Origin of the sequence: Clavibacter sp. A6099 (genome assembly GCF_021919125.1) — a bacterium.
Taxonomy (GTDB): domain Bacteria; phylum Actinomycetota; class Actinomycetes; order Actinomycetales; family Microbacteriaceae; genus Clavibacter; species Clavibacter seminis.
Genome location: NZ_CP083439.1, coordinates 194,197 through 219,902 on the forward strand (window position 1 = coordinate 194,197; position 25,706 = coordinate 219,902).

15 protein-coding genes are annotated in these 25,706 nt (G+C 76.1%); 4 read left to right on the plus strand and 11 right to left on the minus strand.

Annotated elements, in window-relative coordinates:
* Window positions 1-50 precede the first annotated feature (50 nt).
* From KYT88_RS00990 to KYT88_RS01040, 11 genes are all read right to left on the minus strand, one after another.
* Window positions 51-1,364 (minus strand): NAD(P)/FAD-dependent oxidoreductase, encoded by a 1,314-nt coding sequence (locus KYT88_RS00990; RefSeq protein WP_043583038.1) that lies wholly within the window; start codon window positions 1,362-1,364, stop codon window positions 51-53.
* Window positions 1,361-2,140, minus strand: a complete 780-nt coding sequence (locus KYT88_RS00995; protein ID WP_237583728.1) for a 4'-phosphopantetheinyl transferase family protein — start codon at window positions 2,138-2,140, stop codon at window positions 1,361-1,363. Before KYT88_RS00995 ends, KYT88_RS00990 begins: the two co-directional genes overlap by 4 nt.
* Window positions 2,131-4,068 (minus strand): acyl-CoA dehydrogenase family protein, encoded by a 1,938-nt coding sequence (locus KYT88_RS01000; RefSeq protein WP_237583729.1) that lies wholly within the window; start codon window positions 4,066-4,068, stop codon window positions 2,131-2,133. Before KYT88_RS01000 ends, KYT88_RS00995 begins: the two co-directional genes overlap by 10 nt.
* Window positions 4,061-5,731 (minus strand): acyl-CoA dehydrogenase family protein, encoded by a 1,671-nt coding sequence (locus KYT88_RS01005; RefSeq protein ID WP_237583730.1) that lies wholly within the window; start codon window positions 5,729-5,731, stop codon window positions 4,061-4,063. Before KYT88_RS01005 ends, KYT88_RS01000 begins: the two co-directional genes overlap by 8 nt.
* On the minus strand, window positions 5,728-7,377 hold the full coding sequence (locus tag KYT88_RS01010; RefSeq protein WP_081840871.1) for a PfaD family polyunsaturated fatty acid/polyketide biosynthesis protein: 1,650 nt from the start codon (window positions 7,375-7,377) through the stop codon (window positions 5,728-5,730). Before KYT88_RS01010 ends, KYT88_RS01005 begins: the two co-directional genes overlap by 4 nt.
* Complete coding sequence (locus KYT88_RS01015; RefSeq protein ID WP_051629163.1) at window positions 7,374-14,219, minus strand: beta-ketoacyl synthase N-terminal-like domain-containing protein; 6,846 nt, start codon at window positions 14,217-14,219, stop codon at window positions 7,374-7,376. The genes KYT88_RS01010 and KYT88_RS01015 overlap by 4 nt, the downstream gene beginning before the upstream one ends.
* The gene (locus KYT88_RS01020; protein WP_051629164.1) at window positions 14,216-20,524 is read right to left on the minus strand and encodes a type I polyketide synthase; all 6,309 of its coding nucleotides are present in this window, start codon (window positions 20,522-20,524) and stop codon (window positions 14,216-14,218) included. Before KYT88_RS01020 ends, KYT88_RS01015 begins: the two co-directional genes overlap by 4 nt.
* Window positions 20,521-21,396: a thioesterase domain-containing protein gene (locus tag KYT88_RS01025; protein ID WP_043583048.1), complete on the minus strand. Its 876-nt coding sequence runs from the start codon at window positions 21,394-21,396 to the stop codon at window positions 20,521-20,523. The genes KYT88_RS01020 and KYT88_RS01025 overlap by 4 nt, the downstream gene beginning before the upstream one ends.
* Window positions 21,397-21,400: 4 nt before the next feature.
* Window positions 21,401-21,661: an acyl carrier protein gene (locus tag KYT88_RS01030; protein WP_043583231.1), complete on the minus strand. Its 261-nt coding sequence runs from the start codon at window positions 21,659-21,661 to the stop codon at window positions 21,401-21,403.
* Between the two features lie 402 nt (window positions 21,662-22,063).
* Complete coding sequence (locus KYT88_RS01035; protein ID WP_051629165.1) at window positions 22,064-22,711, minus strand: MerR family transcriptional regulator; 648 nt, start codon at window positions 22,709-22,711, stop codon at window positions 22,064-22,066.
* A 196-nt stretch (window positions 22,712-22,907) separates the two neighbouring features.
* On the minus strand, window positions 22,908-23,501 hold the full coding sequence (locus tag KYT88_RS01040; RefSeq protein ID WP_182480767.1) for a YdcF family protein: 594 nt from the start codon (window positions 23,499-23,501) through the stop codon (window positions 22,908-22,910).
* A gap of 179 nt (window positions 23,502-23,680) precedes the next feature.
* Between KYT88_RS01040 and KYT88_RS01045 the strand changes: the two genes are divergently transcribed.
* The 4 genes from KYT88_RS01045 to KYT88_RS01060 are packed head-to-tail and all read left to right on the plus strand — an operon-like array spanning window position 23,681 to window position 25,699.
* On the plus strand, window positions 23,681-24,220 hold the full coding sequence (locus KYT88_RS01045) for a fluoride efflux transporter FluC (protein WP_043583049.1): 540 nt from the start codon (window positions 23,681-23,683) through the stop codon (window positions 24,218-24,220).
* On the plus strand, window positions 24,217-24,597 hold the full coding sequence (locus KYT88_RS01050) for a fluoride efflux transporter FluC (RefSeq protein WP_043583053.1): 381 nt from the start codon (window positions 24,217-24,219) through the stop codon (window positions 24,595-24,597). The genes KYT88_RS01045 and KYT88_RS01050 overlap by 4 nt, the downstream gene beginning before the upstream one ends.
* The gene (locus KYT88_RS01055; RefSeq protein ID WP_043583055.1) at window positions 24,594-25,079 is read left to right on the plus strand and encodes a GNAT family N-acetyltransferase; all 486 of its coding nucleotides are present in this window, start codon (window positions 24,594-24,596) and stop codon (window positions 25,077-25,079) included. The genes KYT88_RS01050 and KYT88_RS01055 overlap by 4 nt, the downstream gene beginning before the upstream one ends.
* Window positions 25,076-25,699 (plus strand): class I SAM-dependent methyltransferase, encoded by a 624-nt coding sequence (locus tag KYT88_RS01060; protein ID WP_043583235.1) that lies wholly within the window; start codon window positions 25,076-25,078, stop codon window positions 25,697-25,699. The genes KYT88_RS01055 and KYT88_RS01060 overlap by 4 nt, the downstream gene beginning before the upstream one ends.
* The last annotated feature ends 7 nt before the right edge of the window (window positions 25,700-25,706 follow it).

Below are 25,706 nucleotides of genomic sequence, written 5' to 3' on the forward strand. Positions count from 1 at the left end.
AGAGGGGCGGCGGGCATGAGCCCGCCGCCCCTCTCGCGTGCGTCCGCGGATCAGGCGGGCACGGCGTCCGAGGGGGCCGCCGCCGGGGCTGCCGCGGTCCGCGCAGCGAGGAGCGTGCGGGCCGCGCGCGTGCCCGAGGTGAAGCCGGCCTCGTGGGATCCGATGACGTCCCAGCCGAGGTCGGAGGAGTGGAAGTACGAGCCCGCCAGCGCCACGCGGTCGCTCGTCGTGAGCCGGTGGATCTCCTTCTGCAGCTGCCGGAGCGGCAGGTCGATGATCGGGTGCTGGACCCGGTGGTCGGCGATGACGTGCTCGGGCCCGATCTCGCCCGCGTAGTCGAGCGTCACGACGTAGTCGGTCGCCGACTCGAAGCCCTGCAGCTTGTTGAGGTACCACGCCACGTAGGGCACGGGCCCGTCCGCGCCCTCGGCGTCGCCGTAGTTCCAGCTCGTCCAGCGCGCGCGATCCGCGGGCAGCACGCTCGTGTCGGTGTGCAGCACCATGCGGCTCGTGGAGTACCGGATGTCGGCGAGCGCCTGGCGCTGGCCGTCGGTCGGCGTGGCGAGGATCCCCCGCGCGGTGTCGCCGTGCGTCGCGACCACGACGGCGTCGAAGCGCTCGACGTCGCCCGCCGCGGTCGTGACGGTGACGCCGTCCGCGTCCTCGGCGACCGCGGAGACCGGGGTCGCGAGCCGGAGGTCAGGGCGGATGGCGGCGATGGCGGCGTCGACGTACCGGCGGGATCCGCCCGTGACCGTCTCCCAGCCCACGCCGCGCCCGCCCAGCGAGCTGTTGCCGTGCGCGAGGAAGTACGCGATGACCGTCGCGGCGGGCATGTCCCAGATGAGGTCGAAGGGGGCCGACCACACGGCCGTGCTGAGGCGCACGATGTAGCCGTCCTGGAACGAGCGCGCGTAGCCGTGCGTGTCGAGGTACTCGCGGAGCGGCATGTCGGCCTGGCCGCGGAGGAAGTCGCGGCGGCCCTCCCGGCCGAAGCGCTCGGACTCGCGCCAGATCAGGGCCAGCTCCGGATCCTCGGGCTCGGTCTCCGACTCGAGCTCCGGGGAGCCGTACACGCGGCCGCCGACGTGGTCGAAGAAGGTGAACTCGCCCGTGTGCGGCGTCGTCTCGACCCCCAGCTCCGCGAAGAACGCGGACAGGCGCGGGTAGTTGGGGCGGTTGAAGACCACGAAGCCCGTGTCGAGGCCGATGCCGTGGTCGACGTCGATGGAGCACGCGTGCCCGCCTGGCTGGTCGGCCGCCTCGTACATGACGATGCGGGCGCGGTGGCGAGCCTCGTAGGCGGCCGCGATGCCGGAGATGCCGGCGCCGATGATCGCGAGCCGGGGGAGTGCGTCGGTCATGGTGTGCCTCTTCCTGGGAGGGTCGGGGATGCGGGGGATCGGGGGGTCTCGTCGGGGAGGCGCAGGCGGTCGCGGAGGGTGCCGACCTCCACCTCGTGGGGGGCGCACGGGGCCGTGGCGAAGGCGAGGGCGGATCCGTCGTCGAGGTCGTGCACGAGGATGCGCGCCGAGCGGCCCGTCGCGGGATCCGTGACCGAGGAGCCGCGGCCGTCGGTGCGCCAGGCGAGGGCGTCGACCCCCACGGCGAAGCCCGTGCCGTGCCACTTGAGGCCGGCCTCCACAGACGCCCACATGCGCGTGAAGCGGCGGGTGGGGTCGGGGCCGCGATCCAGGTGGCCGATCCAGCCGGGCGGCAGGAAGCTCTCGAGGATCACCGGCGGGAAGCGCGCGGGATCCACGGGCGACTGCACGTCGACGCCGCAGCTCGGGCTCGACGACACGGCCACGGCGATCCACGTGTCGGTGTGGGAGATGCTCACCGAGAGGCCGCAGCCCTCCGGGAGCAGCGGTCGGCCGCGGCGGTCGGCGGTGATGCGCGGCGTGCCGGGCATGCCGCGGCGGGCGAGGAGCTCGGCGGCGAGGGCGCGGCTGGCCGTGAAGCGGGTGCGCGCGCGCTCGGACCGCATCGCGTCGCGCCGCTCGCGATCGGCCGCGTGCGCGAGCGGACGGCGGGCGAGCTCCCGCATCTCGGCGGCGCCCGCGAGCAGGACGGACGCGCGGGGGGCGGACTGCGGCGCGGCGGCCGCGGTCGCGGAGCGGCCGCGCATCAGGCCCACGACGGCTCCTCGGCCTCGGGCGCGAGCTCGACGGGCAGGTACGAGAACAGGCGGCCCTCGTCGTGCAGGCGCTCGGCGACGCGCGCGACCAGCTCCACGACGCCCGGGTCGACGTCGTCCGCGGTGCCCGCGTCGAGGGCGAGGCCGAGCGCGAGGACGGCGAGCGTGTCGCGCTCGCTGCCGAGGGCGGTGGGGTTGCCGGACCAGGCGGCGGCCGCGCAGCCGGCCATGACGATCCCGCAGCCGAGCTCGGCCGTGCGCAGCGGCCCGGCCGAGGCGAGGTACCGGGGTCCCTCGGCGGCGAGGGCCTGGGCGTGGCGCGCGCGGGCGGCTCGGCCGCGCTCCCAGATGCGGGCGAGGTCGTCGGATGCGCGGCGGGCGAGGGCGGACAGGGCGGGACCGGCGGTGTCGCTGTCGCCTTCCACCGGATCGGCGGCGACGGCCGCGAGCGCCGCGAGGCGGCGCGCCGCTCCCGCCAGCGCGGCGGTCGCGACGTCCGCGCCCTGCGGGGCGATCGTCTGGCGCTGGGGGTGGAAGGCGGGCAGCTCCGCGGAGAGGTCGGCGACCCGGGCGAGGGCGTCGCGCGCGTCGGCGGTCGGGTCGGCGGACGGATCCCCGGGGTCGGTGATCGCGTGATCCCCGGGCAGCACGCGGTCGAGCGCCGCCGCGACGGCCTTGAGGACCACGACCGCGTTGCCGTCCGCGAAGTGCGCGACCCGGCCGTCGCGCACGGCCTTGGCGTGCGGGGTGAACCGGGGGTGCTCGCGGTCGAAGTGGCGGGCGCCGATGACGTCGGTGAGGGTGTCCTGGATCGCCGTCAGCCGCCGGGGGATCGCGTGCTTCACCGCGCTGCTGAGCACGACCGCCTGGCCGGGGAAGGCCTGGATCCCGCGGATGGCCGCGGTGTTGCCGCTCTCCGCGAGGATCAGCCGGGCGAAGCACTCGGCGAGCTGGCGGCGCGTGTACGGGTTGTCGGAGACGCGCCCGCCGAAGATCCGCCGCCGGCGCGCGAAGTCGAGCGCGAGGCGGAGCGAGGTGTCGGTGCCGCCGAGGGGCAGCGCGGTGATGAGCGCCCGCGCGACCTGCCCGGAGCGCAGCAGCGTCTCGAGGCCGTGGCCCTCGGGGGCGACGAGGGCACCGTCCGGCACGCGGGCGTCGTGGAACGACACGTCGCCGAGGGCGAAGCCGCGGAGGCCCGTCATCCGCCAGGTGCGGGCGTCGCGCACGGCGTCGGCGGCGCCTGCGCGGTCGCGGTCGACCAGGAGGATCGACATGCTGCCGGGGCCGGGCCGGGATCCCGTGCGCGCCACGCACGTGAAGAAGCGCGCGTGCTCGGCGTTGCCGATGCCCTCCTTGGATCCGGTGACGCTCCAGCCGCCGCCTCGGCTGTCGCGGCCGTCGCCGTCGCCGTCGCCGTCGCCGTCGCCGTCGCCGGGGACGCGCGTCGCGACCGTCGCGTTCGCCAGCACGTCGCTGCCGTGCGCGCGCTCGGACAGCGCGAAGCCCACGCGGTCGCCCGCGAGCACCCGGGCGCCGAGGTCCGCCCGCTGCGCGTCGGTGCCGCCCACCCACACCGGGAGGTAGCCGACCGTCGTGGCCATTGCCGTGACCGCGAGCGTCTGGTCGCGGCGGGAGAGCAGGCGGGCGAGGAGGAACGTCTCGTCGACGTCGACCGCCTCGCCGCCCGCGGAGGCGGGCACGGTCCAGCGGACGAAGCCCGTCGCGAGGAGCGCCGTGTATTCGGGGCTCGCCTCGCGCTCGGTCTCGTCGCGGATCAGGGCGGCGGGGAACCCGAACGGGCCGTCGCCCCACGCATCGCCCATCGCGGACTCGAACGCGCGGCCGAGCGCGAGGCGGCTGGCGCGGCCGTCGGGATCCGCGGGCGGCGACATCGGGGTCAGCTCGGGCGTCGGGGCCGGCTCAGGCATCGTCGCCCCACTCCCGCAGCTCGTCGTCGCCCGCGTCCAGGAGGGCGCGGCCGAGGTCGGCCGCCTCCGCGACGGAGGGCTCGACGCCGTCGATACCGGCGCCCTCCAGCAGCGCGGCGACGGCGAGCGGGATGCTGCATCCGCCGATGCGCGCGGCGACCGGGCCGACGAGCCCGGAGCGGCGCGCGACCACGGCGCTCGCCGCGCTCGACAGCCAGGCGTGGCGCCTTGTCTCGGCGAGGAGGGCAGCCGGCCGGAGCTCGCGCGCGGCGGAGGCCGCGGCGCCGATGCGGCGGGCCGAGTCGTCGAGCGCGGCCACGAGCGCGCCGATGGGGGCGCGCGACGCGCCGTCCGGCGTCGCCCGGATCGCGTCCTCGTCCCGGCGGAGGAGCGCGACGGCCTCGTCCCGACGGGGCGGGGTCATCGCGACGCGGGCCGGGTCGAACCGGCGCGGATCCGCGTCCCGGTCGCCGGTCGGCGGCTCGTCGCCCGCGTCGGCGACGCAGCGCGGGAGGAACCCGGCGACCGTGCGGAGGGTCGCCAGCGGGCTGCCGTCGATGACGCGGATGGCGCGCGCGTCGCTCACGACCTTGTCGTGCATCCCCCAGGCCCCGTCGCCCGCGATGCCGCGGGTCGAGAGCGCGTCGCCGACGAGGTCGTGCACCTCCTGGGTGCAGCGCGAGACGACGTGCTTGGCGAACGCGGAGCGGAGGACCGCGGAGGCCGGATCCGTCGCCATCTCGCGCAGGGCGGCCTCGGCCACCGCCTCGGCGGCGAGCACCCGCGCGGCGATCCGCCCGACCTCGGCGAGGAACACGACGTCGTCGCGCAGCGCCTTGCCGCCGCGGATCTCGCGGGAGAGCCGGGTGAGCAGCAGCCGGTCGGCGTCCATGCAGGCCAGCGCGGCCGGCAGGCTCAGCGTCCGCACGATGGACTGGGAGGTGAGCACGGCGCCGAGCGCGGCACCCCGCTCGCCGAGGAGGGCGGATCCGGGGACGACCACGCCGTCGAGGTCCACGTCGCTGAACTCGGTGCCGCGGAACCCGGCGGTGGCGTGCGGCGGGCGCACCGCCAGGCCGAGCGCGGGGGCGGGCACGTCGTAGGCCGAGAACGCCAGCGGGCCGCGCTCGCCGCTGCGCGCGATGACCACGAAGCGCTCGGCGGTCGGCGCCTGGCCGACCCACCACTTGCGGCCGGTGAGGGTGATGCGCTCGCCGTCGTGCTCGGCGCGCGTCTCCAGGTTCAGGAGGTCGGATCCGTGCCGCCGCTCCGAGAGCGCGTAGCCGACGTGCCCGCCGCGGACGACCGTGGCGACCACGTCGGCGCGCTGCGCGTCGTCGCCGAGGAGGCCGGTGATGAGCACGGGCGTGAGCGACATGAGGAGGTTCGTCATGATGTCGGCGTCGCGCGCCACGAGCGTGCGGGCGATGCGGCCGGCCGCGACGGGATCCTCGAGGGCGCCGCCCCAGATCCGGGGCGTGTAGATGAGGTGCAGGCCGGCGCGGCGGGCGCGCTCGAGGACCTTGACCGGCCGGACCCCGCGGCGGGACCGCGCGACGGCCTGGGCGAAGCCGGCCGGGTTGTCGGGGGCGAACGGGTCGCCGAGCCAGCCGAGGTCCGTGTTCGGGGCGCGCGTCTCGGGCGGGGGAGCGGTGAGCGTCATCGGTGCGCTCCGCTCGCGGCGGCGGCGGCTGCATCGGGGACGGTATCGGGGCCTGCGGCGGGCGCGCCGACCGCGCCGACCGCGTCGAGGAGCCGCCGGGCGTCCACCGCGCCCGTGCGCACGCCGCTCGCCGTGAGGACGGTGGCGCGCGTCGCGACGGCGGCGCCGCGGAGGAGCACGTCGGCCACGAGCGCGACGCGTCGGCCCTCCGGCCGCTCCAGCGGCGTGCCCTGGACCCACGCGTTGAAGGCGCCGAGGGCCGGTCCCGCCCAGACCTGGTAGTCGGCCTCGCGACCCGGCTCGCCGACGGTCGCCCAGCGGGACGCCATGCCGAGGTACCAGCGGAAGACGAGCGCCATCCGGCGCCGGGGGTCGCCTGCGGCGCGCGTGAGCTGATCCGGATCCCGCCGGGTGAAGTACTCCACGCAGCTCGCCCAGACCTCCTCGATCGGCGCCCGCAGCACCACGCGCTCGAGCCACTCGCGGTCCTCAGCGGCGAGCCCCTCCAGGGACGCGGCCGCCCGGTACATGGTCAGCAGGCGGGACGCCCGCATCGGGAACATGGTGCCCTTCCTGAGCACCTGCAGCTCCACCCCGAGCTCGAACATGTCGGCCGCCGGGGCCATGGCGAAGTCCGTGAGCTCGGCGCCGGCCAGCATGGCGCGGGCCGCGTCGCTCGTGCCCGACTCGACGCACGACTGGTTCACGGATCCGGTGACGACGTACTCCGCGCCCATCGCGAACGCCGCCGCGAGCGCCTCGGGTGTGCCCAGACCGCCGGCGGCTCCCACGCGCGGGCCGACGGTGCCCGCTGGCGTGAGGCGGTCGCGCAGCAGGATGATGCTCGACAGCAGCGGCAGGAGCGGCCGCCGGTCGGTGTGCCCGCCCGAGTCGGCCTCGGCGGTGATGTCGTCGGCCATGCGCACGTGGCCGGCGAGAGCTGCCTCGTCCGCCGTGATCGCGCCGCGCTCCTCCAGGCGGCCCACGATCGCGGCGGGCGGCGGCTGGAGGAACAGGCGGGCCGTCTCGGGCCGCGACACCTTGGCGATCACCCGGTTCGGCGCCACCACGCGCCCGTCGGCCGTGCGGTGCAGGCCCGTGAGCCGGTAGCGCACGAGGGCCTCCGTGAGCTCGAGGTACGCCGACGCCTCCACGAGGTGGACCCCACGGCGCAGCAGGACGTCGACCACGCCGTCCTCGAGGGCCGCCTCGCTCGGGCTGTGGATCACGTTGACGGCGAAGGGGCGCCCGGGCGCGGCCTGGCGGATCCGCTCCACCGCGTCGTCGATGTGCGCGGGGAGCTGGCCCGCCGCGCCGTAGGAGGCGAGGTGCCCCGCGTTCGCGAGGGCCGCGACGAGCTCGACCGAGGCGATCCCGCCGGCCATCGCGCCCGCCATGTACGCCGCGCGCACGCCGTGGTCCGCGCGGAACGCGGCCGAGCCGAGGGCGTCGGGATCCACCCGGCCCGCCGCGGCGAGCAGGCGCGCGGTCGGCTGGGCCGACAGCCCGCCCGTCGAGGCGACGGCCGGACCGTCGGGCGTGTCGACCACGAAGACGGGTCGCTCCACGTCGTGCAGGGCCCGGGCGAGGGCCTCCGGCGAGGGCTCGGGGGTGTCGGGGCCGGTCCAGCCCCAGGTGTCAGTCATGGTTCGTCTCCTCGAGGGTGCGGTCGGTGGGGGGGGATGCCGTGGGTGTCGGTGGTGCCGTCGTGGATGCGGATCGCGAGCCCGGTGACGGCGTAGATGCGCAGGTCGCCCTTCCACAGCGAGCTGTCGGCGACGACCGTGACGGCGCCCGGCTCGCGGTCGACGCGCGTGATGTCGACCTCCACCTGGCAGTCCGTGTCGGTCGTCGCGACCTGGCCGCGGTAGGACCAGGTGGTCGACACGCCCTGCGCGAGCTCGATGCGCGGATCCCGGAACCCGTCGACGAGCCCCTTCTCGACCGCGAGCACCTGCAGGGCCTGCAGCATCGACTCGATGCCGAGCGAGCCGGGCTGCACGGGGTCGCGGTGGAAGTGGCGCGTGAAGTACCAGTCGTCGGGCGTCACGTCGCGGCGGCCCCAGACGGAGCCGAGGCCGGCGGGGCCCTGGTCGAGGTGGATCCGCACCTCGTCCAGCAGCGCGAGCCGGCCACCCGGGAGCGCGAGCCGGTCGGGCCGCTGCCGGTGGCGGGCGTCGAGGGCGGCGGCGTCGAGGACCAGGTCGGGGGCGTCGGATCCCGCGGCGAGCGACCGCGGCACCGTGCGCGCGCCGGCGTCGAGGCCGGTCTGCGACGCGAGCGCCTGTTCCGAGAAGTACCCGAAAATCGACTCGCCGCGGTAGAACACCCCATCAGGGCCCGCGAGCTCGTAGCGGAACTTCTGCAGCACGTTGCCCTCCACGGCCGAACTGAAGAGGAGCGTCGTGGTCTGCCGGATCGTGCTGCCCAGCGCGGGGAAGGGGCCGGTGAGCTCGGCGGATCCGTCGAGGTTGCGGATCGCGAACTCCACGGTCGGCTGGTCGAGCGTCGCGCCCTGGTAGTAGCCGAGCAGGATCGCGGCCTGCAGCGACGACTCGAGGATGACCGCGTGCGGCATGATCCCCGCCGGGTTCTCGCGGTAGTACCAGCTGTCGGCGTGCGCGTCGTACTCGCTCACCATCACCATCCCGGGCGCGAGCCGGCCGCGCTCGCCGGTGACGCTCTCGATCCGGTCCACGAACTGGAAGTCGCGGTTCGGGATGTGCGGGGCGCGCCGGTCGCCGTAGACGTCGAACTCGGGCCCCATCGCGGTGCCGAGGTCGCCGCGCGCGGCGTGCGCCAGCTGCAGCTCGTTCACCACGGTGGGCACGCCGCGGCTCGAGAGGCGCCCGAGGAACGGGGAACGACCACCCGTCCCCGGGCGGTACGGGGAGCCCTCCTTCTCGCGGATCTGCACGCCGAAGTCCCGCATGCGCACGACCGGCTGGTCGTCGCGGAACACGAGCACGTCGGCGATCACCGTCGGTCGGGGGAGCAGGGTGAGCTCGCGGATGTCGAGCTCGTAGCGGAGCCGGGCGTCGCCCGGCACGATCTGGCCGCGCACGGCGACGTCGGTGTGGATGCCCGGGATGGTCTGGAAGCGCGCATCCGGCAGCACCAGGTGGAAGCCCTCGTGCAGCAGCAGCACCTGGAGCGCCTGCACGGCGCCCTCCGCCACCAGGGATCCGGCGAGCACCGGGTCGTCGGTGAAGTGGCAGCGGAAGTACCAGCCGTCGGGATCGAGGTCCAGGTGCGCGGTGACCTTGCCGAGCCGGTGGGTGCCGCCTTCGGGATCGATCTCGAGGCGGTCGATCATGCGCAGCTGCGCGGTCGGCAGGCGGAGCCCCGGATTCGTCCCCGCGGGCTGGCCGTGCCGCGGGCCGAAGACGCCCGCGACGTCGCCCGCGGCGAGCCGGGCGAGGTCGGCGGCGTCGAGCTCGTGGTGGTCGGTCTGCTCGACCGGCTTCCGCCACGGGCGGTCGGGCCCGGTCGCCGGGACCTCGGGTCCGGCGGGCTCCGGCAGGATCCCGAGCGGCGCCTCGAGCTCCTGCCGGCTGAAGAAGCCCGCGGTCGCCCTCGTGAGCTCGAGGATCAGGACGCCGTCGGCGTAGCAGCGGTACCCGAAGTAGAACAGGGTCGTCGGGCCGTTGCGGATGAACCGCTCGATCGTGATCTCGTAGCGCAGCGTCTGCCCGGCCCGCGGCAGGTCGCCGTGGAAGACGAGCGTGCTGTCGAGGAGGCGGTAGGTGCGGAGCCCGCGGTTCTCCGCGTCGATGCCGAGCCAGGAGACGAGGAGCAGGTCGCCCTGCCCGGCCTCGATCGTCACCGCCGCCGGCACCCCGTCGTCGACCAGGTACCAGGCGTCGAGCGGCACGTCGTACTCGGTGGTGATCGTCGAGCGCTCGAACCGGCCGCGCTCGCCCTGCACGTCGACGACGCGCGAGACGAAGTGGTACGGCGGCGCGGGGAGGCGCACGCGCGTCGCGAACCCGTCGATCTCGGCGTAGTCGGGGCCGAAGACCCGGGCGATGTCGCCGGTCGCGAACTCGAGGAGGTCCTGCTCGTCCCAGATGGCGGTCGGGGTCGCCGGGTCGGACGCGGTAGCGGCTGCCGGCGCGGTCGCGGGGGCCGGATCGGGCGCGGCTGCCGAGGGTGCGACGGCCGGCCGGCCACGCGGGTCCTCCGGGAGGGCGCGCGCCGCCTCGACGAGCATCGCGTGCTGGAAGCGCAGCGTGTCGCGGTGGGCGCGGATGACCTGGCGGACGAGCTGCTGGCGGCCGTGGAGCACGAGGTCCGCGATCTCGCCGCGCGGGCCCGTCGGGACGGCGGGCGCGGCGGTGCCCGGTCTCCACCACGGGCCGAGGGCGGCGGCGCGGGGATCCCAGGACAGGCGCGCGGGCTCGGGCGCGACGGCGGGCTCGGGCGTCGGCGAGGGCACGGGCTCGGGCGCTGCCTCCTGCTGCGGCGCCCGCCCGCGCGCGAACGCGGCGGCGACGTCCCGCCGGATCGACGTGGTGCGCCCGACGAGGGGTCCGGTCGGGGGCGCGGGGACGGGATCCAGGCCGAACGCGTCGATCTCCACGTCGACGCCCTGCGTGATCAGCTCGGCCAGGAACGCCGGCCACGTGCTGCCGAACGGCGCGCCGCGGTGGTCGGGAGCGAGGGCGCGGAGCCCGGGGACCGCGGTGTCGGTGATCCAGCGCGCGCAGGTGCCGCCCGGGCCCGCCTCGAGCACGAGGTCGGCGTGCTCGGCGATCGCCTCGACCAGCCGCGGGAAGTCCACCGGCTCGATCACCGAGCGGGCGATGGAGCGGGCCAGCTCCTCCTCGTCGGCCGTGGGCGGGATGGGCCGGCCGTCGACCGAGTCGAGGAGGAGCGCATCCGTGCCCTCGCCGAGCGGGAAGCGGTGCAGCGCCACGAGCTCGTCCGCCCACTCCTCGGCGAGCGGGGAGTGCAGGGGGGAGACGACGGGCGACGGCGCGGTGCGGAAGCCGCTCTCGTGCACGAGGGCGTGCACGTCCGCCGCGGGACCCGCGACGACGACCTCGCCCGGGGTGTTGACGTGCGTGACGTGCAGCCGCGGGGATCCGGCGACGCGCGCCGCCACCTCGTCGGCCGGCGCGAGCACGACGACCGCGCGCCACACCTCGGACAGCGGCGTGGACGCGTCCATGCCGAAGGCGCGGCGGACGGTGAGGAGCTCCCCGGCCAGCTCGTCCTGGAAGACGGGCGACGCGATGATCCGCCGGAGCGCGCGGCGGTGCCGGTCCCAGCGGCGGGTCGCGAACAGCATCGAGGACGCGCCGAGCGAGTACCCGACGGTCGACGTGGGCGGCGTGCCCGTCAGGCCCGTGAGCAGGTCGGCGTAGACCATGGCGAACGTCGTGCCGACGCCGAGCATGAACGGCACGTCGCGCTGCAGCTCCTCCTCGTAGCGCATCAGCTCGGCGGGCGACGCGGCCTCGTGGCGCCACGGGTGCAGGCGGCCGAGGCGGACCTCCTCGGACGACTCGGCCACGATCGCGTCGAACGCGTCCATCGCCCGGGGCAGCATCCGGAGAAGGTCGGCGCCGAAGCGCGGGTAGGCGGTGAAGGCGCCCGGGAACGCGTAGCCGATGCGCGGCGGGTCCGCCGGATCCACGGTCGCGTACCTGCTGCCGCCCGGAGCCGCCCAGCGTGCGCCGGGAGTGAGGGAGGCGATGGCGTCGCGGGCGCGCGCGGCCTCGCGGGGGAGGGTCGCGCGGTCGCGGCAGACGAGCACCAGGCGCTCGGGACCGCCCGGGGTCGCGGGCAGATCCTCCGGCGCGACGCCGTCGGCGAGGCGGCCCAGCGCCCGGGCGAGGTCCTCCCGCGTGGCGGCGTCGAGGCGCACGAGGCGTCGGCCGCCGCCCGCGCGCCAGGCGGCACCGGGATCCACCTGCCGTCGTCGTGGCGGTTCGACGACCCGGAGGGCGGCGGTCGCGCCGTCGTGGCCGAGCACGCGGATCAGGCCGCTGCGGGGCGCGTCCCGCCGGGCGAGCCAGGGCGTGCCGGGGACCGCCTCGCCGCTCGACGCCGCGTCGAGGCGCAGGCGCAGGTCGGCGGGCAGGTCGAGGTCGGCGAGCGTGGCGGGCGTGACGCGGGCGTGGATCCCGAGCACCGTGCGCAGCAGCATGAGGCCGGCGGCGGCGTTGGCGGCATCGCCCCAGGTCTCGCGGGTGCTCGTGACGGCGATCCCCGTGGCGCCGGGGTGAGCGTCGAGGACGTCGGCGACGAGGGCGGCGCGCTCCGCGGCGGTGGGCGCGTGCACGTCGACGGCCTGCGGGGCCGGATCCGCGCCGGGGCCCTCGCCTGCGGCGGGGACGTCGACGAGCGCGTACGCGTCCTCCGCGTCCTCGGGTCGGCGCAGGACGAACGCGGTCGCGGCGTCGAGCGGCCGGGCGGATGCGCCGGGCAGGAGGGCGCGCTCGGCCGTGACCGCGAGATCCACGCCCGCCACGACGACCGCCTCGATCGTCGGATCGGCGAGGAGGAGCTGCGCGGCCTCCACGGCGCGGATCACGCCGAGCGGCCCGCCGGACACCGTGAACGACGGCCCGGTCAGGTTCCAGGTGGAGCTGATCCGCGACGCCGTGATGCTGCCGATGTAGCTCATCACCTCGGTCGCGCTGAGGGGCGAGTGCAGGGCGTCGCGGACCGTCCGCACCGTGGCGGGGTCGACGTCGTCCTCGTCTGCGTCGAGGATGCGCGCGAGCAGCTCGTCGGCGCGCAGGTGGGCGAGGCGCTCGTGCGCGCGGGCGTCGAGGTCGAGCGCGACGACCACGGCCGTGCGCGATCCGAAGCGCCGCGCGGCGCCCTCCGCCGTGCCCTCGATGCGGTCGGCGTCGGCGAACGCGTCGCCGACCGCGCGCGCGACGGCGAGCGGCGCGGGGTTGAGGTGCGGGATGTCGCGCGGCGGGATGCGGTCGCCGATCGGGTCGAGCGCGATGGGGCCGAGGGCGCGGCCGTCGGCGGGAGTGCCGTGCAGGCGCGGGACCGTGTCGGCACCGGCGAGAGCGGCGATGTCGCCGCTGCCCTCGGCGTGCGCGAGGTCCGCGACGCGCGCACCTGCGCCCACGTAGGCGCCGACGCCCGTGACGGCGACGGCGGGCAGGCGCCCGGATCCGGTCGGTCGCGCAGCGTCGTCCGCGGTCGCCTCGGCCGCGCCAGCCGCCCGCTCGCCCGCCGGGTCGTGCGACACCACGAGGTGCGCGTTCGCGCCGCCGAACCCGAACGCGGAGACGGCCGCGCGGCGCGGTCCGTCCGTCGCGGGCCACGGGGTGGGCGCGCCGACCACGCGCGGGTGGAGGAACGGGGCGTCGGTCGCGCCGCCGACCGTGGGCGGGATGGTCCCCGAGCGCATCGCGAGCACGACCTTGATGAGGCTCGTGATCCCCGCGGCGGTCAGCAGGTGGCCGATGTTGCCCTTCACGGATCCGAGCAGCGGCATCCGCTCGCCGAAGGCCGCCGTGAGCGACGCCAGCTCGGTGCGGTCGCCCACGGGCGTGCCCGTGGCGTGGCACTCGATGTAGTCGACGTCGGTCGGCGCGAGGCCCGCGTCGGCGTAGGCGAGGTCGTAGCAGGTGCGCTGCCCCGCCTGGCCCGGCACGAGCGGGTGCTGGCCGGCGCCGTCGTTGACGAGGGCGGATCCCTCGATCACCGCGAGCACCTCGTCGCCGTCGCGCAGGGCGTCGTCGAGCCGGCGGAGGACCACGACCGCGGCGCCCTCGCCCGTGAGGATCCCCGTGCTGTCCGCGCGGAACGGCGCCGAGGCGCCGCGCCCGTACGCGCCGAGGTCGGAGAAGGAGAGGTGGAGCAGCGGCAGGTCGGGCGCGCAGACCGCGCCCGCGACGACCGTGTCGGCCGTGCCGAGCGCGAGCGCGTCGCAGGCGAGGCGCACGGCGTAGAGGCCGGATGCGCACGCCGCGTCGAGCACGAGGCGCCGGCCGCCGAGGCCCGCGGCGTCCGCGACCGCGTCGGCCACGGATCCCGCGGCGTCGACGTGGCCCGGATCCGCGCTCGTGGGCACCGTTCCGGGCACCGTGGCGAGGCCCGCGTCGCGGATCCCCGCGCGCACCTCCTCCTCGATGAGCGGCAGGGAGACGGCGGCGGAGCGCTCGGTCGGGAAGGTGTAGCAGCCGAGGACGAGGCCGGTGCGCGAGCGGTCCGGCGTGGATCCGCCCACCCCGGCGAGGGCGCGGCGGACCACGAAGGTGGCCCAGCAGCGCGCGTCGTCGGCGTCGGGGCCGAGCCCGCTCTCGGCGCGGGCCCGGGCCCGGTCGTCCGCGTCGAGGAAGCCGCCGCGGCGGGACGCGAAGGCGGAGCCCGCGGCGGAGTCGGCGCGCGGGAGGCGCGGGTCGTCGGCGCCGCGCGCGTCGCGGCCGTCGGTCAGCAGCTCCGCGAAGGCGTCCACCCCGACGGCGCCCGGCAGCAGGCAGTCCATCGCCACCACGGCGATCCGGGTGCTCATGCGCGGATCGCCGTCTGCGTCGTCGTGGCGTGGATCTCGGCGGTCGTCGCCGAGGCGGCGGCCGCGGCGGCCTCCGCGACGGGCTCCGGCGAGGGCTCCGGTCGGCGGGTGACGACGACGCCGTCCAGCACCGCGAGCAGGCGGCCGCCCGCGCGCGCCTCGAGGTCCATCCGCACGCCGTCCGGCCGCTCCTCGATGCGGGTGGCGCGGACGGTGAGCGGGTCTCCCGGCGAGGCCTCCCCCGTCCACCGCAGCGCGCCGATGGCGGACGGCAGCGTCCGCATCCCGGTCGCCTCGTGGGCCGCGACCAGCGCGGCCTGCAGGAGCACGTCGAGCGTCGCGGCGTCCAGCGGGGGCGCGCCGGTGGTCTCGGCCGGCCGCGGGATCCGCGGATCCACCGCCCCGACGATCACGTCGGCGCCGTCCCGGGCGATCCCCGTGACGGCGCGCAGCGCGTCGCCGTGGAAGAGCAGCCCGGAGGCGTAGGGGTCGATCGGGCGGAGCGGCGGGATCGCGCCCACCTGACCTGTCGGGGCCGATCCCGCGAGGCCCGCCGCTCCGGCCGACCCGCTCACGAGCACGGCCGTGAACCGGGGCCGGTCGGCACCCGCCGGCCCATCTCCGACGCTCGCGAGGACCGCGCGAACGGTGGCGGATCCGTCCGCCGCGGCCGGCCCCTCCGAGAGCGCGACGGCGAAGGAGGCGCCAGTGCCCTCCTCGACGCCCGCGGTCACGCGGATGTCCTCGATCCGCGCGATGCCCCGTCCGGTGTGGCGGATCGCGGCGCCCGCCAGCAGGCACACGCCCGCGGCCGTGGGCAGGATCCGCCGCCCCTCCAGCGCGTGGGCGCGCACCAGCTCGGAGTCGAGCAGCTCGCCCATCGGCAGGGCGCTGCGCGTGGGGCGCAGCGGCGCCGGATCCCCGGAGAGCGGCTCGGCCGGCCCGAGCAGCACGTGCGTCTGGCCCGTGCGCGCGGATCCGAACTGCTCGACGAACAGGCGCGCCCCGTCGTCCTGCCCCACGAGCGCGTACCCGCGGGAGCGGAACAGCTCGCGGACCGCGTCGGAGACCATGCCGCCCTCCCACGCGCCCCAGTCGATGGCGACGACGTGCGCGTCGGGCAGGCGGTCGGCGAGCGCCTCCGCCCAGCGGTCGAGCACGGCGTTGGCCATGGCGTAGTCGGACTGGCCGCGGTTGCCGAAGAGGCCGGCGACCGAGGAGAACAGCGCCACGTGCCGGAGCCGATCCGTGCCGCCGAGCGCGGAGATCGCGTTCTCGAGGCTGCGGACCTTGGTGGAGACGACGCGGGCGGCGTCCTCGCGGGTCTTGTCGACGAGCAGCCGGTCGGCGATGGCGCCGGTGCCGTGCACGATGCCGACGATGCGGTCGGCGAACGGCGCGAGGGCGCGGGCGGTGGCGTCGCGGTCGGTGAGGTCGACGCTCGCGTAGTGCGCCTCGGTGCCGCCCGCGCGGAGCCGGGCGAGCTGGTCCCGCACCTGGCGGCGCGCGGCGACGGACGCCACGAGCGCGCCCACGGAGCGCGGCGTGGGGCGCCGGTCGGTGCTCCGGAGGTGCTCGGTGGCGGCGGCGCGGAGATCCGCCTCGTCGGCGAGGTCGCGCGACCAGCCGTCCTCGTCCTCGAGCGGCGTGCGTCCGACGAGCACGAGCCCCGGGCCGGGGCGCGCGGCGGCGAGGTCGCGGATGCAGCGGGCCGTGATGCCCTGCGCGCCGCCCGTGACGAGCACCAGGTCGTCGGATCCGAGGTCCGCGTACGCGGCCCGGCCGGGGGCGCCCGCGTCGTGGGCGGGCGCCTCCGGCTCGACCACGGGCGCCTCGCGCCGGCCGTCGCGCCACCTGACGGTGTCGAGCCCGTCGGCGGTGTCGTCGAGCTCCCACGCGATGAGGGCGGCCGCGGTGTCGTCCGCGCCGCCATCGAGGAGCAGCGCGCGGGCGCGGATCCCCGGGTGCTCGATGCGCAGCGTGCGGACGAGGCCCGCGAGCCCCGCCGCGGCTATGCCGCGCGCGTCGGTGCTGTCCCGGTCGTCGACGAGCCCGACCGCGAGCAGCTGCGGGGCCGCGTCGGTGCCGTCTGCGCCCGGCCCGGTGGCCGGCCCGGTGGCCGGCCCGGTGGCCGCGCGATCCGCGACGGTCACGGCGAACGCGCGGACCGCGTCGAGCGCGTCCACGAGCGTCTCCGTCGCGTCGGCGTCCGGGCGGGGGCCGACGATCAGCACGAGGTCGGCGGCGGCGTCGGCGTCGTCGGGGCGATCGGGGGTGTCCCCGTCGATCCGCACGTCGTGCCCTGCCGCCCGGAGCTCGTCCCGCAGCCGGGGCGCGATGCCCGACGCGGATCCGTCACGCACCCGGACCACGCGGGGCGCCACGGTCACCGGGAGGTCGGGTCCCGCGATGGGGGCCCAGCGCACCGTCGACCTGCGGATCCCTGGCGCAGCCTCCTCGTCGTCCGCGGCGGACGACGCGCGGCGCTCGCGGCTGGTGCCTGTGGTCTGGCCGCGCAGGGCCTCCACGATGTCGCCGAGGGTGCGCAGCTCGGCGACCTCCTCGGGCGAGAACGGCGCGCGGCCGGGGAAGCGCTCGCCGATGGCGCCCAGGATCTCGACCCGCTTGATCGAGTCGATGCCGAGGTCCGCCTCGATGCCCATGTCCGACTCGAGGATGTCGGCCGAGTAGCCGGTCTTCTCGGCCACGATCTCGCGGACGAGCGCGTCGACGTCCACCTCGGCGGCCGGATCCGCGGCGGCGGGTGCCGACGCGGCCGACGCGGCCGCGGGGGCCGGCTCCTCGACGGGAGCGGGAGCGGGAGCGGGGACGCGCGCGGGAGCGGGCTCCGGGGCCGAAGCGGGCGCCGGCGCGGGGACGGGGTGCAGCCCGGCGGCAGGAGCGGCGGCAGGAGCGGCGTCAGCGTCGGCACCCGCGGGAGCGCCCGCGTCGGTCGACGGCGCGGGCGCCCCCACCGTCGCCTCGACCCGCGGCCGCGCGAGGAGCGCACCGCCGTCGATCGACGTCGGCAGGCCGTGCGCGGGGGACGCCCCGCCGTCGCCGACGCCGGTGATCAGCCGGTTGACCTGCACGTGCGCGTCGCCGACGGCGATGCACTGCGCGACGATCTCGCGCATGCCGTCCACGGAGAGGCGGCCGGCGCCCCCGTCGAGCATCGCGAGCAGGGACTCGCTGACGTTCTGCTGCCCGGAGAGGAACGCGGCGTGCACGTGCAGCTGCTCCTTCGCGAGGTCGAGCTGATCGGCGGTGACGGGGGCGGTCCGGGTGGCGGTGGATGCGGTGGTGACGCTCATGGTGGATGACTCGCTTCGCGGGAGGTACGGGATGGGGGTGGTGGGCACGAGCTCCGCGCGAGGGCGCGGGCTCGTGGGGTCGTCGGCCGGGGTCGACGGGAGCAGGGGCGCGGGGGAGGCGTCCTGCTCGTGGGGGGCGTCCGTGCGGAGCGCGTACGGGGTGGCGAGGAGCTCCTCGAACGCGGCCGCGCGGTCGGCGGACACGTGGTTCACGCCCGCGAGCATCACGGCGGGGCCCTTGCCCGGGCGGGCCGCGGGTCGCGCCCGCAGGCCGGCGCTCTGCCAGCGCGGGAGCGCCCCCGCGACGGCCAGCTGCGCGACAGCGGTGGCGAGCGCGTGCTGTGCGGTCTCGGGGTCCCCGCCGTCCGCGCTCACGACGAGCACGTCGGGGTCGTCGGCGAGGATGCTCGTGGCCAGGCGGCCGAGGACGTTCCCGGGGCCGCACTCCACGAGGATCCGGATGCCGTCGTCGTGCATGCGCCGCACGGCCCGCTCGAACTCCACGGGCCGGGCGAGCTGGTCCGCGAGGATCCGGGCGTTCGCCTCGGCGTCCTCCCCGTACTCCTCGTCGGCCGTGTTCGCGTAGACGCGTCCCCGCGTCGGGGCGCCCACGCCGTGCGATCGCACCGCCTGCCCGAACGCGCCCACGGCGCCCGCGACGGCGGGCGTGTGGAACGCGGCGGACACGGGCAGCTCGACCACGCGGATCCCGTCGGCCTCCGCCCGGCGCACGAGCTCGGCGACGGCCGCGACCGGTCCGCCGACGACGTGCTGGCGCGGGCTGTTGGCGTTGCACAGGAGCGCGCCCTCGCTCGCGGCGATGAGCCGGTCGACGGTCTCCCGGTCGGCGAGCACCGCGGCCATGGATCCGGCGTCGCCGTGCGCGCCCGCCGCCTCGGCCATCGCCCGGCCGCGTTCGCGGGCCAGCGTGAGGAAGGTCGAGTGGTCGAACGACCCGGCCGCCCACAGCGCCGCCAGCTCGCCGAAGCTGTGCCCGACGAAGCCGGATGCGGCGAGCCCCAGCCCCTGCTCCCCGAGGAGCCGGTGGTGGGCGGCGGACAGCGCGCCGATGGCGGGCTGCGCGTTCTCGGTCGCCCGGAGCGTGCGCTCGGCCTCGGCAGCGGCCTCCGCGTCGGCGGGCGGCGGCGGGTACGCGACGGCGGCCAGGTGCTCGAGGCCGGGGGTCGCGTACGCGTCCTCCAGCGCGTCCATCAGCAGGGGCTCGCGGAGCACGGCGCCGAGGCCGGCGTCGACGTGCTGGCTGCCCTGGCCCGAGAACAGGATCCCGACGCCGCCGCCGAGGGCCGACGGCCGGTGGTGGATCCCGCGCGGATCGGACCACGCGCTGCCGGGCGACTCGCGCAGGCGCCTGGCGGCGGCCGGCAGGAGCGCGTCGCGCTCGGCCTCCGTGATGGCGACCACGGCGATGCGGGGCGCGTCCGCGGAGATGGCGGTGCCGGACGGCGTGGGCGCCGCTCCCGCATCCAGCGCGGCGGCGAGCTCCTCGGCGGTCGGCGCGGTCCAGAGCCACACGGTCGGGCGGTCGAGCGCGTTGCCGAGCTCCCGCGACCTCGGGTGCTCCTCGAGCACGATGTGGAAGTTCGTGCCCCCGAAGCCGAAGGCGGACAGGCCCGCGCGGCGCACGGGCCGCTCGGGCGTCCGGAACCACGGCCGCGTCCGCGTGGCCACGTGCAGCGGGCTGCCCGTGAACGAGTCCGCGGGCTTCTCGACCTTGATGGTGGGCGGCAGGATCCGGTGCTGCAGCGCGAGCGAGAGCTTGATGAGGCCGGCGGCGCCCGCCGCGGCCTTGGTGTGCCCGATCTGCGACTTCACGGATCCGATGCCGATGGACGACTCCGACGCCCCGCTGTCGGCCAGCACCTCGGCCAGCGCGCTGAGCTCGGTGGCGTCGCCGACCGCGGTGCCCGTGCCGTGCGCCTCGATGATCGACACCGACGCGGGGGAGCAGTCGGCGTCCTCGTACGCCCGGCGGAGCGCGAGCTGCTGCCCGCTCGCCCGCGGCGCGTAGATGGACTTGTAGCGGCCGTCGCTCGCGGAGCCGATGCCGCGGATCACCGAGTAGATCCGGTTGCCGTCGCGCTCGGCGTCGTCGAGGCGGCGCAGCGCGAGCATGCCGATGCCCTCGCCGATCAGGGTGCCGTCGCTGGAGGCGTCGAACGGCCGCACGTCGCCCGTGGGGCTGAACGCGGGCGTCTTCGAGAAGCACAGGTACATGAAGATCGTGTTCTCGGCGTCGCAGCCGCCCGTGATCATCGTGTCGGCGCGGTGGTCCACGAGCTCGGCCGCGGCGGCGCGGAGGGCGCCGAGCGAGCTGGCGCAGGCCGCGTCCACCGTCATGTTCATGCCGCCGAGGTCGAAGCGGTTGGCCACGCGGCCGGCCACCACGTTGCCGAGCATCCCGGGGAACGAGTTCTCCTCCCAGGGGGCGAACCCGGCGCTGAAGCGGCGGGCGAGCTCGTCGGCGTCGGCCTCGCTCAGCCCGATCGAGCGCGCCGCCCGGCGCACGGCGGGGGTCTGCAGGCGGGCCGAGAGCGGCTGCGTCAGCTGGTTGGCGCCCGTGACGCCGAGCACGATGCCCGTGCGCTCGCGGTCGTACCAGCCGCTGCCCTCGGCGCGCGCGTCCTCCAGCACGTCGCGGGTGACGACGAGGCTGAGCAGCTGCAGCACGTCGGTGACGTCGAGCTGTGCCGGCGGGATCCCGAACTCGATCGGGTGGAACGGCACCGGGTCGATGAAGCCGCCGCGCTTGGCGTACGTCTTGTCCGGCGCCGACCGGTCCGCCGAATAGTGGTCGTCGACGTCCCAGTGCCATTCCGGGATGTCCCGGATGGAATCCACGCGATCGACGATGCCGTTCCAGAAGCCCTCCACATCGGAGGATCCCGGGAACAGGCTCGAAATGCCCACCACGGCGAGCGGGGTGCGCGCCAGGCGACGGTCGAGTTCCGCGTCGTCGGTATTCTCGTTCATTCTTCTCCCAATCGAGATGATGACGTCCGCTCGACGCCCGACGGGCGCGAGGTGAATTCATTTGACATCGCCGGCTGCATTCCCGAGGCGCGTGCGCGGATCTCCTCCGCGATCACCGCGCGACTCGCCGGGTCGGAGAGCATGGAATAGTGGTCGCCCGCGCAGGGAATCACCTCGACGGAATCCGCCGCGTCCTCCCAGCCGTTCGCCGCGCTTTCCGGGAGGAGGCCGTCGACGGGTTTCACGAGCGATATCCCGTCGGGCCTCGGCCATTCCCACGATGCGGTCATCCGCACGTTTCGCTCGAGTCCGCCCGTGTACGCGCGCGCCAGGGCGAGGAACCCGCCGCGGCTCACGTCGGGGGCGATGGCGCCTGCCTCGATGGCGGGTCCGTGCAGGGCCGCGAGGGGATCCCTGCCGTCGTCGGCATCGGCGGGAGGGGCGGCCAGAGGGCGGCCCGCGCGGGAGCCGAGGTAGTCCGCGAACCAGCGCGCGAGGTGCGCCCGCGATCCCTGGACGTCGATGGTGGGCGCCACCGTGTCGAGCAGCAGGACGGCGGGATCCCGGGGCAGGCGTTCCCGGAGGGCGAGCGCGACGAGGCCGCCGAATGACCAGCCGACCAGGAGATCCGCCTGCTCGATGAGGGCCCCGTCGTCGTCGAGTAGGCGCGTGACGAGGTCATCCATCCGCGAGTCGGATGCGGCCGGGTCGAAGCCGGCGTGGGCGTAGTCGCGGCGGGTGCCGAGGTCGCTCACGCCCCAGTCGACCCCCGTGCACGCCTCGCCCAGCGGCCCGTAGACGGACGCCGGGACGGTGCCGGGGTGGATGACGTGGACCCGGGGGCGCCCCGGGGGAGGCGTGTCGGTGGACACGGTCTCAGCGGGGGACGGACTCGGGTTCGGAGGAGCTCGCCACGTGCTCGGCGAGCTTCTCGATGGTGGGGAAGTACCAGAGGGCCGTGGGGGCGAGCGCGAAACCCAGCCATTCCTCCAGCTCGCCCGCGAGCACCAGCGCCTCCGTGGAATCCAGGTCGAATTCGTCGAAGAACATGTCGGGGCGCACGTCCTGCTTCTCCGAGCCCGTGCGCACGGCGATCTTCTCGATCAGCCATTCTCGTACCTCGTGCGTTTCGACCATTTCCCGCATCCCTCTTCCTGTGTCGTTCTCCGGGAGGTGCCTCGGCGGGTGCCGGCGGCTTCGAGCACGAAGCTAACCGATGGTAGGTCGAGGCTGTCAAGGGGTCATGCGAACGCATGGAACGTGGTAGTTGAACGCTAAAGGTCCGATTGTGGACGGGATCGTGAGCGGTGCCCGACGACGAGTGGGCTCATGATCCGACGCGAGGGCACAGGACCCTGGGGATCGCCTGGCGGAACGCGGATGCAGCGATTCCCGACGTTCGACGAGCGCATCTCGGGGCGCTATTTCCAGACGCTGTCCAATGTCCCCCGTTCTGGGGGTATTGCATGGTGATGCAACCAATGCACGTGGCGTGGGAGCAGTCTTCCGTGCCCCGGTCGGGGGCGCATGCCGGGCCGGTCAGGCCTCGCCGCGCTCCAGGGTGAGGCCCTTCTCGTGGTGCGCGACGCGGCGGAGGGCGAGCAGCACGGGCTCGTAGAGCGCCGTGCCGAGCACCGCGAACTCCACGGCGCCCTGCGGGTCCGACCAGGGGACGCGCGAGAAGTCGGCGTCCGCGATGTCCCGCACCGCGTCGACGTAGGTGCGGATCTGCGACTCGTCGAGCGGGATCCCCGCTTCCTCCGCGAGCTCGAGGGCGCGATCGAGCTGCGCGACGGGCACGGAATCGGCCGTGTGCTGCACGCCCAGGCGGTCCAGCAGGGCCTCGGTCGCCGCGGTGGAGCGCGCCGGGGCGGCCTCGCCGGCGGCGGAGCTCGAGCGGTCGCCGGTGGGGAGCGCGGCCGTGGCCTTCCGCATCGCGCCCACCACGCTCTGGTCGGGATCCGCGACGAGGTCGAGGATCGTCCCTGCCTGCTCGACGGTGACGCCGACCACGTGGATGAGGCCGCGGACGAGTCGCAGCCGCGCCAGGTGGGTCTCGTCGAACGCGGTCCGGCGGGCGTTGACCTTGACGCCCGGGTGGAGCAGCCCCTCGCGCAGGTAGTACTTGATGGTGGCGACGGAGCAGCCGGATCGCTCGGCGAGCTCGGATATGGGCAGGGCGGTCATCCTCGAATGATAGGGAAACTATCTAGAGGGCGCCCGAGAGGACGTCACGGGGACATCACGGTCGTGCGTCGCAGGCCATTCCCGGCCTGTTTCCGCAGGTTGCGGGAATGCACGCATCGCATCCCGCGTCGTCCCCTGTGGAAAATCCCAACACCTGCGGGCGATTCGAGCGGGGGACGGATATCCCGCCGTCCGCTTACGCCCAGCCCCAGCGCTTCAGCAGGAGCACGACGAGCACGGTCGGCTTCATCCACGGCACCTCGCCGACGCGGTACTCCTCGGCCCGCGCGAGGCGCTCGGCGAGGTCAGGCCGCAGCTCCCGGAGGTAGGGGCGGGCCTTCGCGGCGTGCACCGAGTCGGAGACGATGCGGATGGTGTCGGCGTCCTCGAGGAACGGGATCGCGTTGGCGATGTTCTCGCGCGTGCTGGTGCTCGTGTCCTCGAGGACGAGCGGGCCCCGGTAGCCGAGCTCGTCGCGGGCGTACCTGGCGAGGATCCGCGCCTCGGGCTCGGTGCCCATGACCGATCCGCCGCAGAGGATGAGGGTGCTCGAGGTGGCGCGCGGATCCATCGAGCGCAGCCCCGCCCGGACCCGGTACCGGTTGATGGCGTTGGCGCGCGGACCGCGGTTGCCGTAGCCCAGCACCACGATCGCCTCCCGGCCCACCTCGGCGCCCGGCCGGCTGCGGTCGAGCCCGCGCGTGCTGGCCAGGCGGTGCGCGACCTCGCTGGCGACGAAGGCGACCGCGGCGGAGGCCCCGATCGCGACGAGCAGGGGGCGGGTCCGCATCCGCCCAGGCTACGCGCCGGGACCCGCCCGACCCTCGTGGTTCAATGGTCCCGCCTCCCGCGGGAGGGGCCTCCCGCGGGAGGCACGGCGGTGGGGCTCGCCGTACCCGAACCTCGACACCCTCGTCGACGACAGTCCCTGTCTCTTGGCTAGCCATGCCATCCGAGATGGGAGACCCCATGACCGACCACCCGCAGCCCGACCGCGGCGCACCCCGCGACAGGGCGCCTCACGACGACGCGCCCCTCGACAGCGACGTCGAGGTGGACGACGACCCGGGCCGCCCGGTCCACCTCCGCTGGTCGTCCCTCGGCCTCGTGGCGATCGGCGGCGCCGTCGGCACGGGCGTCCGCGAGGCGCTCGCGCTCACGTGGCCGGCGCCCGCCGGGGGCATCCCCGTCACGATCCTCCTGATCAACGTGGTCGGCGCCTTCGTGCTCGGCGCCCTGCTGGAGTCGCTCGCCCGCCGCGGGCCCGACGAGGGCCGACGCCGCGCGATCCGCCTGCTGGTGGGCACGGGCGTGCTCGGCGGCTTCACCACCTACAGCTCGCTCGCGACCGACGCGGCATCGCTCACGGGATCCGCGCTCGGCGTCGCGTTCGCGTACGCGGGGCTCTCGCTCGTGCTGGGCGCCGCGGCGTCCGCCGCCGGGATCGCCGCGGGCGCCGCCATCCACCGCCGCACCGCTGCCCGCCGCGCGACGGGGGCGGCGTCGTGACCGGCCCGCTCGTGTTCGCGCTCATCTGCGTGGCCGGCGGCGTCGGATCCGCCCTCCGCCTGCTCCTCGACGGCGCCATCCGCGGCCGCCTCGGCGCCGCGTACCCATGGGGCACGACCGTCATCAACGTCACGGGATCCCTCGGCCTCGGCCTCCTCACGGGCGCCGCCGCGCAGGCGGGCCTCCCGCACGACCTCCTCCTCATCCTCGGCGGCGGCCTGATGGGCGGATACACGACCTTCAGCACCGCGAGCCTCGAGACCGTGCGGCTCGCGCAGGCCGGCAGGGTCGGCGCGGCGCTCGCGAACGGACTGGGGATGCTCGTCGTCTGCATCGCGGCGGCGGGCCTCGGGATCGCGGTGGGCGGGGCGCTGTGACGGCCTTGTCGGCCGTCGCCTCCGTGGCCGACGACGAGGCGCTGCACGCCTTCCTCGCGGCGGCGGACCTCACGGTCACCGGGCTCGACGACCCCGGCGTGCGGCTCTGGATCCAGCGCGACGCCGACGGGCGGATCACCGGCAGCACCGGGTTCGAGCTGAGCGCGGACGGGCGGCACGCGCTGATCCGCAGCGTCGCGGTGGATCCCGCCCTGCGGTCCGCGGGCCTCGGCTCGACGCTCGCCCGGCACGCGCTCGCCGAGGCGGCCGCCGCCGGCGCCGGGCGCGCCTGGCTGTTCTCGCGGAGGTCCGGTCCGTTCTGGCAGGGCCTCGGCTTCCAGGAGGCCGATCGCGACGCGCTCGCCGCCGTGCTGCCGGACGCCCGCCAGGTCGTCGCGTTCCGCGCGAGCGGGCAGCTGGCGCGCGAGGTCGCGTGGTCGCGCCCGCTGGGATCGGCCGCGGACCCGGAGCGCCGGGGGTGACGGGCCCCGTCGCCGATGCCTACGCCGCGCGCGCCGCCGAGTACGCGGAGCGCCTCGGCACCCTCGACGCCGTGCACCCAGCCGATCTCGCGCTCGTGACGACGTGGGCGCACGGGATCACGGGCTCCGTGCTCGACGCCGGCTGCGGACCCGGCCACTGGACCGCGCTCCTCGCCTCCCGCGGCCTCGACGCGCGCGGCGTGGACCTCGTGCCGGCCTTCGTCGCGCACGCCCGCGCCGCGCATCCGCGCGTCCCGTTCGAGGTCGGCGACCTGGACGCGCTCGACGCCGGGGACGGCGCGCTCGGCGGCGCGCTCGCCTGGTACTCGCTCATCCACCACGCGCCCGACCGCATCGACGTGCCGCTCGCCGAGCTGGCGCGGGTCGTCCGGCCGGGCGGCGGCCTGCTCGTCGGCGCGTTCGCGGGCCCCGACGGGATCGCGGACGCCGAGCCGTTCGACCACGCCGTCACGCGCGCGTGGCGCTGGTCGCCGGATGAGCTGGCCGCGCGGATCGACGCCGCGGGCTTCGAGGTGGACGAGGTGCACACGCGCATCTCGACCCGGCAGCGGCCGCACCTCGCCATCGTCGCGCGCCGTCGCACGGACGCCCGCGCCTAGGCTCGCC